At 60.2% G+C, this 14,051-nt stretch carries 13 protein-coding genes; 12 read left to right on the forward strand and 1 reads right to left on the reverse strand.

The features are described 5' to 3' along the window. Nucleotides 1-149: 149 nt before the first annotated feature. Nucleotides 150-590, reverse strand: a complete 441-nt coding sequence (locus AC1D2N_RS18790) for an RbsD/FucU family protein (RefSeq protein WP_018245829.1) — start codon at nucleotides 588-590, stop codon at nucleotides 150-152. A 354-nt stretch (nucleotides 591-944) separates the two neighbouring features. Here AC1D2N_RS18790 and AC1D2N_RS18795 point away from each other — a divergent pair, with 354 nt between their 5' ends. The 12 genes from AC1D2N_RS18795 (at nucleotide 945) to AC1D2N_RS18850 (ending at nucleotide 14,029) form a co-directional block, all read left to right on the forward strand. After that, nucleotides 945-2,006 carry an ABC transporter ATP-binding protein gene (locus tag AC1D2N_RS18795; RefSeq protein ID WP_018245828.1) on the forward strand — a complete coding sequence of 354 codons (1,062 nt, stop codon included), beginning with the start codon at nucleotides 945-947 and terminating at the stop codon, nucleotides 2,004-2,006. A gap of 76 nt (nucleotides 2,007-2,082) precedes the next feature. After that, complete coding sequence (locus AC1D2N_RS18800) at nucleotides 2,083-3,744, forward strand: ABC transporter substrate-binding protein (RefSeq protein WP_477981754.1); 1,662 nt, start codon at nucleotides 2,083-2,085, stop codon at nucleotides 3,742-3,744. Between the two features lie 111 nt (nucleotides 3,745-3,855). Continuing rightward, complete coding sequence (locus tag AC1D2N_RS18805; RefSeq protein WP_018516602.1) at nucleotides 3,856-4,965, forward strand: carbohydrate ABC transporter permease; 1,110 nt, start codon at nucleotides 3,856-3,858, stop codon at nucleotides 4,963-4,965. Nucleotides 4,966-4,975: 10 nt separating this feature from the next. After that, entirely contained in the window at nucleotides 4,976-5,899 is a 924-nt protein-coding gene (locus AC1D2N_RS18810) for a carbohydrate ABC transporter permease (RefSeq protein WP_018245825.1), read from the forward strand. Nucleotides 5,900-5,921: 22 nt separating this feature from the next. Next, nucleotides 5,922-6,377, forward strand: coding sequence for an RbsD/FucU family protein (locus AC1D2N_RS18815; protein WP_018245824.1), 456 nt, complete (start codon nucleotides 5,922-5,924; stop codon nucleotides 6,375-6,377). A gap of 10 nt (nucleotides 6,378-6,387) precedes the next feature. Further along, nucleotides 6,388-7,308 (forward strand): ribokinase, encoded by a 921-nt coding sequence (gene rbsK, locus AC1D2N_RS18820; RefSeq protein WP_018245823.1) that lies wholly within the window; start codon nucleotides 6,388-6,390, stop codon nucleotides 7,306-7,308. A 249-nt stretch (nucleotides 7,309-7,557) separates the two neighbouring features. Next, nucleotides 7,558-8,529, forward strand: coding sequence for a sugar phosphate isomerase/epimerase family protein (locus AC1D2N_RS18825; protein WP_018245822.1), 972 nt, complete (start codon nucleotides 7,558-7,560; stop codon nucleotides 8,527-8,529). Between the two features lie 93 nt (nucleotides 8,530-8,622). After that, the gene (locus AC1D2N_RS18830) at nucleotides 8,623-9,687 is read left to right on the forward strand and encodes a sugar ABC transporter substrate-binding protein (RefSeq protein ID WP_477981756.1); all 1,065 of its coding nucleotides are present in this window, start codon (nucleotides 8,623-8,625) and stop codon (nucleotides 9,685-9,687) included. A gap of 61 nt (nucleotides 9,688-9,748) precedes the next feature. After that, nucleotides 9,749-11,275 (forward strand): sugar ABC transporter ATP-binding protein, encoded by a 1,527-nt coding sequence (locus tag AC1D2N_RS18835; protein WP_130729628.1) that lies wholly within the window; start codon nucleotides 9,749-9,751, stop codon nucleotides 11,273-11,275. Nucleotides 11,276-11,292: 17 nt separating this feature from the next. Beyond that, nucleotides 11,293-12,270 carry an ABC transporter permease gene (locus tag AC1D2N_RS18840; RefSeq protein ID WP_130729629.1) on the forward strand — a complete coding sequence of 326 codons (978 nt, stop codon included), beginning with the start codon at nucleotides 11,293-11,295 and terminating at the stop codon, nucleotides 12,268-12,270. After that, nucleotides 12,267-13,142: a MurR/RpiR family transcriptional regulator gene (locus AC1D2N_RS18845; protein WP_018245818.1), complete on the forward strand. Its 876-nt coding sequence runs from the start codon at nucleotides 12,267-12,269 to the stop codon at nucleotides 13,140-13,142. Before AC1D2N_RS18840 ends, AC1D2N_RS18845 begins: the two co-directional genes overlap by 4 nt. Further along, on the forward strand, nucleotides 13,139-14,029 hold the full coding sequence (locus AC1D2N_RS18850) for a ribokinase (protein WP_018245817.1): 891 nt from the start codon (nucleotides 13,139-13,141) through the stop codon (nucleotides 14,027-14,029). Before AC1D2N_RS18845 ends, AC1D2N_RS18850 begins: the two co-directional genes overlap by 4 nt. Nucleotides 14,030-14,051: the final 22 nt, after the last annotated feature.

Below are 14,051 nucleotides of genomic sequence, written 5' to 3' on the forward strand. Positions count from 1 at the left end.
TCAACGGCCGGTCGCTCTGGCGTCGTCTCCACGAAGCGCTTCACGGCTCTAATTCATTCAGTCCTGGTCTGCGACGACGCAGGCAGGCAGCCGAAGCCGTACCGGTCGCCGAAAACGCAAGCGTCTCGGACCAATTTCGCAGTCAAAGATTAGATGACACCTTTGCTGAAAATGAAGCACCCATAGGGCCCTGGGTCGGAGGTTCTGACGATCGCGAAGGATTTTTTCGCTGCTTCGTAAAATGCGAAACGCTCCAATGCCTCCATCCGAACAGGGCGATCTTCAGCGCGATCGATGACTTTTTGTATCGTCGCGAAAATCGGCATTTGCCCGCTGGCGTCGCCAACAACTTGCATCCTTTTCACCGGCGCATCGATGAACGTGTCCAGTGGGAAGAGCGTCAGAATAGCTTCAGCGACACGCTCCAAGCCGCAGCCGGAAACGTCGATGAGATGGCCGTAGGTTGTATGCCGGGCTATGGTCTGGGCAGGGTGGTTGACGTCGCACAAGACCAGTTGGTCCCCGTGCCCCATCAGCATCAAAGCATGCATCAGCTCGGCGTTTAAGACTGGATCGATTCCCCTCAGCATGTTGTGCCTCCCTGTCCAAAGGTCTAATCTTTACAGATTATGCAAATTCCGTAATGTTTTGAAATGGGTTCAGCCTCAAATGCTTCGTTTATATTTTTGGACAAAAGCACCGCACATATCCGATGATGCTTATGGTTAGTCAAGTCGTCGCGAGAACGAAAACGAGAAATATCTGAGAATTCTGCAATGGATTACTTTACAACGGTAATTCCATGTGTGAAGTTATCGGTGCGAATGACGTCCTCCCAGGATAGGGGCGGCGGGTGCAGCTGAGCGCTCTACCTGCCGCCGCTTTGCAGGAAGGTCGATCAAACGTCGCGAGGAGTGCGCGACGCCGTTGGAGGAGGATCATATTTGGCATCGATGAATATCGTCAATGTCGGTAAGGCCTATGGAAGCCTGACGGTGATCCATGGCGTTTCCGTCGAAATCCCCGACGGCGAGTTCGTCGTTCTGGTGGGGCCGTCGGGTTGCGGAAAATCGACGCTGCTGCGCATGGTCGCCGGCCTCGAACCGATAACCTTCGGTGACATCCGGATCGACGGCAAGGTGGTCAACGACCTGCCGCCGAAGGACCGCGATATCGCCATGGTATTTCAGAGCTATGCGCTCTATCCGCACAAGACGGTGGCGCAGAATATGGGCTTCGCGCTGAAGATGCGCGGTGAGACGAAGGCCGATATCGAGGGGCGGGTGCGCAAGGCGGCCGAGATCCTTGATCTGGTGCCGTATCTTGCCCGCTATCCCCGCCAGCTTTCTGGAGGCCAGCGTCAGCGCGTGGCGATGGGAAGGGCGATCGTGCGCGATCCCAAGGTATTCCTGTTTGACGAGCCACTCTCTAACCTTGATGCCAAGCTGCGCGTGCAGATGCGCGCCGAGATCAAGGAGTTGCAGCGCCGGCTGGCAACGACGATGATCTACGTGACGCATGATCAGGTGGAGGCCATGACCATGGCCGACCGAATCGTGGTGCTGCGCGACGGACGTGTCGAGCAAATCGGTTCGCCGCTGACGCTTTACGATACGCCTGCCAACACCTTCGTCGCCGGTTTCATCGGTTCGCCATCGATGAACCTGATCAAGGGCCACATCCGCTCTGCCGCCGAGCCGTTCTTCGAGACGGATGAGGGTATTCGGCTGCCGCTCCACCGCGCGCCTGCGGGCTCGGACGGGCGGCCAGCCTTTTACGGCATTCGGCCCGAGCACTTCACGCTTGGCGGCTCGGTCAGCGCACATGTGACGGTCGTTGAATCGACCGGATCGGAAACGCAGGTCTTTGCAAAGCTTGGGCAACAGAAGATCATCGGCGTCTTTCGCGACCGCGTCGAGGAGCCCTCGGACCATGTGATCGCGATGACGCCGAACGCCGCCCTCGTCCATCTGTTTGACGGAGAGAGCGGACTGAGGCTTATCTGAGAGTTCTTGCTGCCGCTTCGAGGAGGAAGCGCCGGCAGCCACAACCGTGGCGGTTTATCAACGGGAGGAGACCCATATGAAAGTCAGTGATTTCGAGAGAATGATGGCGATCGGCCTGAGCCGGCGCGCCATCCTGAAGACCAGTGCAAGCCTCGGTGCGGTCGCAGCCGGAAGCGCCATGCTCGGTCCATTCGGAACGGCCTTTGCGCAGGATGCATCCTTGCGCAGCCAGATCTTGCAGGTGCCGGGTGTCGGCAAAGGCTCGCCGACGGATGCCGACTGGCAGAAAGTTGGCGAGATGTGCCTGGAAGCGACGAAGAAGAGCGTCAAACAGGGCGAGTTCGCCGGCGTCGAACTATCTTTCATGGGCCTGAATAACCAGAACCTGCATAACGTTCTGTTCCGCGGCTTCCTCAAGCCTTGGGAGGATTATACCGGCGCCAAGATCACCTGGATCGACCTTGCGCAGGCTGACTACAATCCACGCCTGCAGCAGGCGATCGCAACGGGTACGGTCGATTTCGACCTGCTCGAGATGGGCGCGCCGTTCGAGGGTGATGTCTGCGGCAAGGGGCTGGCGTCGGAGATGCCGGACTGGGTCAAGACCCAGATCGATATGGACGACTATGTCGACTACCTCAAGGCGCCGGTTGGCACCTGGGACGGCAAGACCTACCGCGTCTCGGTCGATGGCGATTGCCACAACTTCAACTACCGCACCGACTACTTCGCCGATGCCGACCTGGCGAAGGCCTGGAAGGACGAAGGCCACGAGGGCGAGTGGGGCGTTCCGAAGACCTGGCAGAAGGTTCAGGAGGTCACCAAATTCCTCAAGGGCAAGACCATCGGCGGCATGGAAGCGGTCGGCTATCTCGACGCACCCAAGGCTTGGGGCGGTTTCGGCTTCTACTTCCTCGGCAGCCGCGCCACGGCCTATGCCAAGCATCCAGATGACAAGGCCTGGTTGTTCGACACCGACACGATGAAGCCGCGCATCAACAACCCGGCATGGGTCCGGGCGATTCAGGACGTCATCGACGCCCTGCCATCGGAAGCGGGCGATCAGCTCAATGCCGATCCGGGCACGACAGCTTTCCAGCAATTTCTGGCCGGCACCGGTTCCATGGTCTCCTGGTGGGGAGACGTGGGTGCAAGCGCGCGCACCAGCGACAGCTCGGTCGTTGGCGACACCATCGGCTTCGACATCCTTCCGGGATCGGACGATGTCTATAATTCGAAGACCGGCCAGTGGGAAAAGCTTGCCAGCGGCCCGAACCACGCGCCAAACATGGCCTATCTGGGCTGGGGCGTCTATGTGATGGCCCGGGTCGACAGCGACGAGAAAAAGAAGAAAGCGGCCTGGAGTGCTGCAGCCCATCTCGGCGGCAAGGATCTGGCACTCTGGACGGCGGCCTATCCGTCCGGCTTCCAGTGCTATCGCAAGAGCCAGTTCGACATCAAGGAATGGGTGTCGGCAGGTTATGACGAAACCTTTATCTCAGGCTATCTCGCTTCGCAGTCGAATTCCTACAACCATCCGAACGCCGCTATCGAGCCGCGTATTCCGGGCATCTTCCAATATTACAGCGTCGCGGAAGACGAACTGGCCAAGGTTTTCGCCGGACAGGTAACCGCACAGGCCGGCGCCGATGCGATCGCTGCCGCCTGGGAGAAGATCACCGATCAGCTCGGCCGCGACAAGCAGCTTGCGCTCTACAAGGCCTCGCTCGGGGCCTGATATACGACGGACATCTTCGGATGTCTCGTCCATGATCTCAGGCGGCACAAAGTCGTGCCGCCTGAACCGTTGCCCGGTTCCGCACGCCTTTCTGCCTCAAGGGTCTTGCCTATGTCGCATACGATTACCCCAGCCGTCAGCCCTGTGGAGGGCGCGACGGTCCAGCGCGCCGCCGCCAGGCGCGGTCGGCTGCTGCTCTTCGCTGCGACCATCTTGTTGTTCGCCGTCCTCATTCTCCAGATCCTCGATGCGAGCGGGGTCACGGCGCTCGGCCTCGTCAGCTGGCGACCGCTGCTGTTTGCCTATATCGTCTGGGCGGTGGCACTGTGTGCGAGCCAGGTGATGATCCGCGGTGAGGCGGGGCAGCGCGCGGTTTTCGTGCTTCCTGCCGTGCTCTTCACCGTCGCCATGGTGGTTTTCCCGACCGTCTTCGGGCTTTATATCGCTTTCACGGATTGGAACCTGAGCGCGGCGGCCGGCCGACGCTTCAACGGGCTCGACAATCTACGCACTTTGTTCGCGGACCGGTATTTCTGGAACGCGCTGCTGAACATGGTCTATTATGTTCTTTCGGTCCTCGTTCAATATGTCATTGCCTTCGGGCTGGCGCTGCTGCTCAACGCCGAGATCAAGGCGCGCAAATTCTTCCGTGTTGCCTTTCTCCTGCCGCTGATGCTGAGCCCGGTAGCTGTCAGCTGGATGATTGGAAAATCACTCATGGAATACCGGTTCGGCCCGGCGGCGACCCTTGCGCGCCATCTTGGCTGGGACAATCCGGCATTCTTCTCGACGCCGTGGCTCGCGCGAACCTCGATCATGGCCATGGATGCCTGGGTGTCGATCCCGTTCATGATGATCCTGCTGCTCGCCGGCCTTCAGGCGCTTCCTTCCGAAATCAAGGAGGCGGCGAAAGTGGATGGAGCGTCAGGCTGGCAGAGTTTCAAGGAGATCACCTTTCCGCTGATGCTTCCGGTCAGCATGACAGTGATCATCCTGCGCATCATCTTCCAGCTGAAGCTCGCCGATATCGTCATCAACGTCACCGCTGGCGGACCGGGCGGGGCGACGGATACCGTGTCGAGCTTCATCTTCCGCGAATATCGTGACCGTTCCAATGTCGGCTACGGCACCATGCTTGCGGAATTCTATCTCGTCATCATCATCATCTTCGTCGCGCTCATCCTGAAAGGGGCGAGCCGATGGATGCAACGTGAAAATTGAGGCGAAGCCCATGGCGATCATCGCTGAAACATCCGATAGGCCGGGGAGCCTCTGGTCGCGGCGCCCGCAATTCCTGACCAACAGCCTGCTGATCTATGCGGCTCTGGTCTTCTGGGCCTTCATCTCGCTCTTTCCGATCTACTGGACGATCACGACCTCGTTCAAGACAGCGGTCAACGTGACGCAGGGGCATCTGATCCCGTTCGTGGACTTTACGCCGGACTGGAAGGGCTGGCGCTCGCTCGGCCTCTCGCCGGATACGATCTTGGCGCCATCGACTGTGCGCGATGAGTTCATCCGTCGCTTTCTCAACAGCATCGTGGCGTCAGCGGGGGCGTCGTTCCTGGCGGTGCTCATCGGATCGCTGGCGGCCTATGGGCTCAGCCGGTTCTCCTATAAATTCCTTTGGATGGCGAACAAGGACATTTCCTTCTTCTTCCTGTCGCAGTTGATCCTGCCGCCGGTCGTGCTCGCTATGCCGTTCCTGGTTCTCTACAAGCACCTGATGCTGCTCGATACGCTGATCGGCCTCATTCTTATCTACACGCTGATGGTGCTGCCGATCGTGATATGGATTATGCGCGACCAGTTCGACACCATCCCGGTCGAGCTGGAACAGGCGGCACTGGTTGACGGCTGCTCGATCTGGGGCGCTTTCCTACGGATCGTCCTGCCGATCGCACTGCCCGGCATGGTGGCAGCTTTCATCCTTTCGGTCATTCTTTGCTGGAACGAATATTTCTTTGCGGCACTGCTGACGAGTTCGAATGCAAAAACGCTGCCGGTGATGGTGGCAAGCCAGACGGGGTCGCAGGGGATTAACTGGTGGTCAATGGCCGCCATCGCCACGGCGGCGATCATGCCGCTGGTGCTCGTCGGCATTTTCCTGGAGCGCTACATTGTGAAGGGCCTGACGGCAGGCGCCGTTAAATAGAGGCACGAGGAGGACATTTCTAATGCTCAAAAATCTTGACCCGGCGCTCAATGCAGACGTGCTGCACGCCTTGCGCTCCATGGGGCATGGGGACACGCTTGTTGTGTCCGATACCAATTTCCCGAGCGACAGTGTGGCCCGCCAGACGGTGATCGGTAGGCCGCTCAGCATGGCCAATCTCTCGGCACCGCAGGCGATCCGTGCGATCCTCTCTGTGCTGCCACTCGACACACCGCTCCAGAATTCCGCCGGCCGCATGGAAGTCATGGGTGCGCCGGGGGAGATGCCGGCGGTGCAAAGCGAGGTGCAGGCGGAGATCGACCGGGCGGAAGGCAAACCTTCGCCCATGTACGGCATCGAGCGCTTCGCCTTCTACGATCTCGCCAAGAAGGCCTATTGTGTAATCTCGACCGGCGAGACGCGGTTCTATGGCTGCTTCCTGTTCACCAAGGGCGTCATCGCACCTGCAGGCGTGTGAGGTGTCAGCCATGAGAACCGGAATTTCCATTCTCGGCATTTTTGTCGCCGACACCGCCTATCTCGCGCCGCGCATGCCGGCCCTGGGCGAAACCATCGCCGGCAGCGGCTTTTCTGTTGGCCCTGGCGGCAAGGGATCCAATCAGGCGGTGGCTGCCGCGCGTGCCGGAGCTGACGTGTCCTTCATTTCGAAGATTGGTCGCGACACATTCGGCGATCTGGCGCTCAAGACCTATGAGCAGGCCGGCGTGACGGCGAAGCTGATCGTCATGGACGACAAGCCGACAGGGGCCGCTTTCATCTATGTCAACGACCGCACCGGCGACAACGCTATCATCGTCTATGCCGGGGCAGCCGGCACGATCGGCATCGAGGATGTCGAGGGAGCGCGCGAGACGATCGAGCAATCCGCAGTGTTCATCACCCAACTGGAACAGCCTGCACCCGCGGCCCATCGGGCGCTTGATATTGCAAGGAAGGCCGGTGTCACCACGATTTTCAACCCCGCACCCGCGGGCGCCTTTCCAGCGGAGATCTACCGGCTCTGCGACTATATCATCCCGAACGAGACAGAAGCCGCGGCCCTGGTCGGCTTTCCGATCGAAACGCTGGACGATGCGAAACGCGCAGCTGACGTGTTTTTGGCGCAGGGAGTGGGTGCGGCGGTCATCACGCTCGGCGCCCGCGGCGTGTTGTTTCACAATGCCGGGCAGTCGGCTCATGTGCCAGCCGTCTCCTGCGGCCCGGTCATCGATACGACCGGCGCCGGCGATGCCTTCGTCGGCGGCTTTGCAGCAGCACTTGCGCGAGGCGCGCCGCCGCTCGATGCTGTCCGCTTCGGCTGCGCCACTGCCGGCATCGCCGTGACGAGACGCGGGACGGCCCCTGCCATGCCCTCGCTTGCCGAGATCGAGGCCGTAATGGCCGGCTGACGCCGACATCCTGCCGTACAGGCGACCCATTTGGGGCCCTTTCGAATTCCATCCAGCCAAGGCTGTCAATACCGGCGGCGGGTTTCCGCACGCCGGTGCTTTGGCGAGGGAGGCAAGGGCGGAAGCAGATATCTCCGACGCGGCCCACAACGAATTGACGCATTGCACAACACTTATAACTTTACAAATCTAAATTATTCTGTGAAGTAGTGTGCATAGCGACTGAAGTGAGCCAAAGCCGTGACCCAATTGAAATTCGCCACCCGCCTTAATTCTTTTGCCTCGAAGCCAACGGCCGAATGGCCGGAGCTTTCCGGCAAGCCGACCGTCCTGCAAATGGCGACGCGCGCTGCCAAGGTCGATGGTCTAACCGATCTCGATCTCAATTATCCTGACCATGTGGCCGACGATCCGGCCGTCCTGGCGCGTCAGATCGGTGATCTCGGCCTAGCCATCAACGGCTTCGCCATGCGCTATTATACCAATCCGGCCTTCAAAATCGGCGCTTTCACCAACCCCGATCCGGCAGTTCGCCGCGAAGCGATCGATCTCACCAAGAAGGGCATCGACTCGGCCCGCGCCGCCGGCAGCAAGCTGATGACGATCTGGCTTGGACAGGATGGTTTCGATTATGCCTTTCAGGCGGACTACCATACGCTTTGGCAACACGAAATAGACGGAATTCGTGAAGTTTGCATGCATGATCCCGACTGCGAGATCAGCATCGAATACAAGCCGAACGAGCCACGCTCCTACAGCCTGATGCCCGACTGCGCGACCACGCTCCTGGCGATCAAGGATGTCGATATGCCCAATCTCGGCGTCACGCTGGACTTTGCCCATGTGCTCTATGCCGACGAGCAGCCGGCATTTGCCGCAGCTCTCATTGCCCGCTACAGCCGCGTTCTGGGTGTTCATCTCAATGACGGCTATGCCAAACGCGACGACGGTCTGATGGTCGGCGCGGTGCATACCCAGCAGACGATCGAGCTGCTACGCCAGATCCGCAAGGACGGTTATGACGGCGCGATCTATTTCGACACGTTCCCCGATATGACCGGTCTCGATCCGGTCCACGAATGCGAGGTGAACATCCAGACCGTCAAGCGGATGCTGACGGTGGTGGATCGCCTCGAGCAGGACAATCGTCTCTCCGGGGCGATTGACCGACAGGATGCAGTCTCTGCGCAGGCGGTTGTCCAGGAACTCATGCTCGGCTGAACTGCCTGACCGTCAACATACCCTGAATTTCTACGACCCTTGAACCCAAGGCATGCCGGAGGCGTGCCGATCGACCCTATCCGGGAGGAACCGATGACGACCTTTTTGAAGACGACCCTTGCTGCCGGCATTGCCGCCAGCCTCCTGTTCGGCGCGGCCGTCGCGCAGGAACTCGCGCCCCTCAATTCCGATACCGAAAAGGACCGTATGGACTGGTCGCAGCTCGAGACAAAGCTTGGCGCGCTGCCCAAGCTGCCCGAAGGCACGAAGGCCGGTGCCGTTTCCAAGACACTGACGAACGAATACTGGCGCTCGCTGGGCGAAGGCTACGCGGCCCTCGGCAAGAAGGTCAACGTTCCCGTCATTTATCAGGCTGCCCAGAGCGAGGGTGACCAGCTCGGCCAGCTGACCATCGCCGAGGGCATGATCACGCAGGGCTATAACGTCTTGCTCGTCTCTCCGCAGACGGACGCCAACCTGCAGCCGGTCATCGAGCAGGCCAAGGCGGCCAATATTCCGGTCGTCAACGTCAACGATGCCGTCATTCCGCAGGCCGAGCATTATGTCGGCAACGTCCAGCGCGACAACGGCGTGCGCGTGGCCAAACGGTTCATCGAGCATCGTCCCGAGGGCGGTAAGGTCGCCATCATTGAAGGTCAAGCCGGCGTCTATGCGGCGGTGCAACGCACCGACGGTTTCAAATCGACAATCAGCGAAGGCGGCAAGTTCGAAGTCGTCGCCAGCGTTCCGGGAAATTGGGATCGTCAGACGTCCTACGATGCTGCGACCAACATCCTTAACCAGCATCCCGACCTGGTCGGCTTCTATGCCAACAATGACGGCATGGCGCTCGGCATCGTCGAGGCCGTGAAAGCCGCAGGCCTCCAGGGCAAGGTCGCTGTTTTCGGCACCGACGGCATCTCTGACGCCTACGCTTCGATCAAGGCCGGCGAACTGACCGGCACGGTCGACAGCTTCCCGGTCCTGACCGGCGAAGTGGCGCTCGAGGCCGCGCTGCGCCTGGTTGCCGGCCAGAAGCTGCCACGCGTGGTGGCGACCCCGCAGGCCCTCATCACCGCCGACAATCTCAGCCGCTACCAGGGTGCGGGCGTCGATGTCCGGGCGGTGCTGATGGAAGATGCCAAGGCAGCCAAGTAACGAACGTCGACGATGCCGGCCGTCAAGGCCGGCATCCCGATGTGTTGAAGGAGGTGGAGTGATGGTGCCGCGACTGAGATTCGAGACGATCTCCAAGAGCTTCCCCGGGGTGAACGCCCTGGCCGACGTGTCGTTCGATGTTGCAGCCGGCGAGATCCACGGACTTCTAGGCGAAAACGGCGCCGGCAAATCCACACTTCTGCGAATCCTCTCCGGCGTGTTCCGCCCGACCTCCGGAACGGTCTTTGTCGATGGTCAGGCCCTGATCCTCAAAAGGCCGATAGATGCCCGCAGTGTGGGCGTCGCCATGATTCACCAGGAATTGCAGCAGGTGCCGCATTTGAGCGTCGCCCAGAACATGTTTCTCGGTCATCCGCTGACCCGCCTGGGTGGTCTTTTCGTCTCCCGCCGTGAGCAGGAGAGCCGCGCGGCGCAAGCCCTCTCGCTGATCGACAGGACTATTGATCCTTCAGCGCCGATCTCCTCCCTCAAGGTCGCGCAACGCCAGATCGTCGAGATCGGTCGCGCGCTGCTCGACAAGGCGAAGGTCATCGCCATGGACGAGCCGACGTCGAGCCTGACGCCGAGCGAGTTCGACCGTCTGGCAGAGGTGATCGCCAGCCTTTCGGCGAGTGGGGTCTCGATCATCTATGTCTCCCACAAGATGGACGAGGTCTTCCGCATCTGCCACCGCGCCAGCGTCATGCGCGATGGCAAGCTCGTCGGCATGGTCGATCTCAAGAGTGCCTCGGAAAAGGACGTGATCGCGATGATGGTCGGTCGCGAGCTGATGCAAGAGGAACACAATTCCTTCGTCACCGATACGGTCAAGCTCGAGGCCAAGAACCTGTCATCCGCAACGAAGATCCGCGATGTGTCGTTCACGCTGCACAAGGGTGAAGTGCTTGGCATTGCCGGGCTCGTGGGCTCCGGTCGCACGGAACTGCTGCGGCTTCTGGCCGGCGCTGACCGCCTGAGCGACGGGTCGATCGCCATCGACGGCAAGGCCCTGCGCTTCGCCTCCCCGCGCGATGCGATCGCCGCCGGCATCGGTCTCGTGCCGGAAGAACGCAAGCGGGAAGGGATCATTCCCCTACGTCCAGTCAGTACCAACATGGCGCTCGCTTCGCTTTCCAGCTTTTCGTCGGGCGGCATGATCAACACGGGCAAGCTCCGTGCGGCCGCACAAGATTTGTTGAAGCGCGTCAATCTGCGGCCGTTTCAACTGGATCGCCCCATTCGCCTTTTCAGCGGCGGCAATCAGCAGAAGGCGATCATTGCCCGTTGGCTAGCGGCCAAGTCGCAGATCTTGCTGTTCGACGAGCCCACCCGAGGTATCGATGTCGGCGCCAAGTCCGAGATCTATCATCTGATCGAGGATCTTGCCCGCGAAGGCCATTCGATCATCGTCGTCTCCTCTGAACTGCCGGAGGTTATCCGGCTCTCGGACCGCGTGCTGGTCATGCGGGAAGGTTCGATCGCTGCGGACATTCCACGCGACCAGCTGAGCGAAAGCGCGATCGTCGCGCATGCCATTCCCGGGGCCAACCCCGGCGCCACCGTCGCCCGCACTGCGAGCTCCGCGTGAACCAGACAGGACACCCAATGACCAGTTCTTCGACTGCATCCGTTAAGCCCGCACCGGTCTTTCGCCGCTTCTCGTTTTCGCTCCGCGATGCCGGAACCCTGATCGGGCTCATTATCATCATGGCCGTGTTTGCCGCGCTCGTTCCTGGCTTCGTCTCCGAACGAAACCTCATCAATATCCTCCAGCAGTCGAGCATCAATGCGTGCCTTGCGCTCGGCATGACGCTGGTGATCATCTCGGGCGGCATCGATTTATCCGTTGGTCCGACGGCCGCAATCTCCGCCGTCATCACCGCGACCCTTCTTCTGACCGGCACGCCGATACCGCTGGCGATCTTCACCGGTCTCGGCGTCGGCGTCGTCTGCGGCTTCATCAACGGCGCGCTTGTCGCCTATGTCGGCCTGCAGCCGTTCATCGTCACGCTCGGGACGCTCAGCACTTACCGGGCCATCGCGCTCATTTATACCGGCGGCAATCCTGTTCTCGGCATTCCCACGGGCTTCCGCTCACTCTTCAACGGCAATCTCTTCGGCATTCCGACGCCAGTCATTATCGTCGCTGCCGTTGCGATTGCCGCCTGGATCCTGCTCAAGAAGACACCGATCGGCGAATATCTGATGGCGGTCGGTGGCAATGAAGAGGCAGCCTATGTGGCCGGCGTTCCGATTGCGCGCACCAAGATCACGGCCTATGTCATTTCCGGGGGGCTGGCAGCACTCGCTTCGCTGATCCTGATCGGGCGTCTCGGGGCTGCCGAGCCTATCCTCGGCAACCTATGGGAACTTGACGCGATTGCGGCTGCGGCCATCGGCGGCGCTTCGCTGATGGGTGGCAAGGGAAGCATTCTCGGCACGATCCTCGGCGCCATCATCCTTGGTGCGATGCGTAACGGTTTGACGCTGATGAACGTTCAAGCCTTCTATCAACTGCTCGCCACCGGCCTTATAATCCTCGTCGCCATGATGATCGATCGCGCGACAAGGGGACGGGGATGAACGCTGAAAGCTTCGACATGAAGGCCGTCGGGCCACGCATCCGCATGATGATGCCGCTCTTGACGCCGCTCGAAGCAAAGGTCGTCGATACCGTTTTCGCCATGCGCGATTTCAGTGACGAGACGTCGCTCAAGCAGATCGCGGAGAACGCCGGCGTTTCCGAAGCCATGGTGGTCAAGATCACCAAGAAGCTCGGCTTCTCCGGTTTCCGTGACTTCCGCTCCGCCGTCAGCCAGTATAACCGCCAGCCAACGGCAGAGATGCATCAGGAACTGTCCGTCGAGGATACGTCGCTTGAAATCGTCCAGAAAGTGTTTCGCACCTCGATCCACGCCCTTGAGGAAACGCTTGCCATTCTCGATATGGAAGCATTCGACAGGGCAGCGGATCTGATCCACCAGGCGAGAAACCGCGACTTTTACGGTGTCGGCGGCTCGGCGCAGATCGCACGGGATGTGGCGCACAAGTTTCTTCGCATCGGCGTGCGCGCCAGCGTCTTCGACGATTCCCACATGATGCTGATGTCGGCCTCGTTGCTGGTGGATGGCGATATCGCCATTGGCTTTTCCCATTCCGGCAACACGATCGCTGTGATCGAGGCAATCCAGCTCGCGCGCAGGAACGGCGCGCGCACCATTGCAATCACCAACTACGATTCCTCGGCTCTCGCCCAGTCCGCAGACGTGGTTCTGTGTTCCACCGCACAAGGTTCACCGCTGATGGGGGAAAATGCCGCAGCGCGCATCGCCCAGCTCAACATCCTTGATGCCATCTTCGTTGCCGTCGCCCAGCGTGACTATCAGGCAGCCGAACGCAATCTTGAACGCACTATGTCCGCCGTCACGTCCAAACGAAAAGATCGCCTCCCATGACATTTTCGCCTGTTGTCACCGTCTTCGGCAGCCTTCACTACGATATCGCCGTCTTTGGACCGGCCCGGCCCCGAAAGGGCGAGACAGTGACGGGGACATCCTGGCATCCGAAAAGCGGCGGCAAGGGCGGCAATCAGGCGGTTTCGGCTGCCCGCACCGGGGTCGCCACCTTCATGATCGGGGCGGTTGCTGGTGATGACTTCGGGGATTTTCTTATCGCAAATCTCGCTCGCAAAAATGTCGATCATACATTCGTCCGACGTGATGCATCGCAGTCAACCGGCATGAGTGTCGCGACTTTCGATGCCGAAGGCGACTATGGTGCGGTTATCGTGTCGGGAAGCAACCTGACGCTTGGCGACCACGATGTCTCGGCAGCTCGAGATCTGCTCAGCAGAACAACAATTCTCGTCCTGCAAAACGAGATTCCCGATGCCGCCAACGTTGCGGCGGCAAAGGCCGTGAAGCAGGCAGGCGGGCGCGTGCTGATCAATGCAGCCCCGGCACGCATTCTGTCGAACGATCTGCAACACCTGATCGACATCATCGTCGTCAATGCCATCGAAGCCGAAATGCTGGCAGGCGTTCCCGTTGTTGAAACGCTTGACGGCGCTCTGGAGGCGGCGAGGAAGCTTGTGAAGATCTTCCCCGAAGTGGTGGTGACCGCCGGGGGATCGGGTGTCGCCTACGCAAATCGCAGCGGAGAAGAGATCGCCGTTGCAGCAGTCAAGGTTGAGGTTGAGAGCACGCATGGGGCCGGAGACGAGTTCATCGGCGTCCTTGCTGCGGAAATCGCATCCGGGAAGACGATGAACGCCGCGCTTCAGAAGGCAAATATCGAGGCTGCACGACTGGTTAGTACGCCTGAAGAAAATCGTCTGAGATGAAGTCTGCCATATCTAAATGCGT

The organism is Rhizobium sp. P1_B8 (assembly GCF_056406515.1).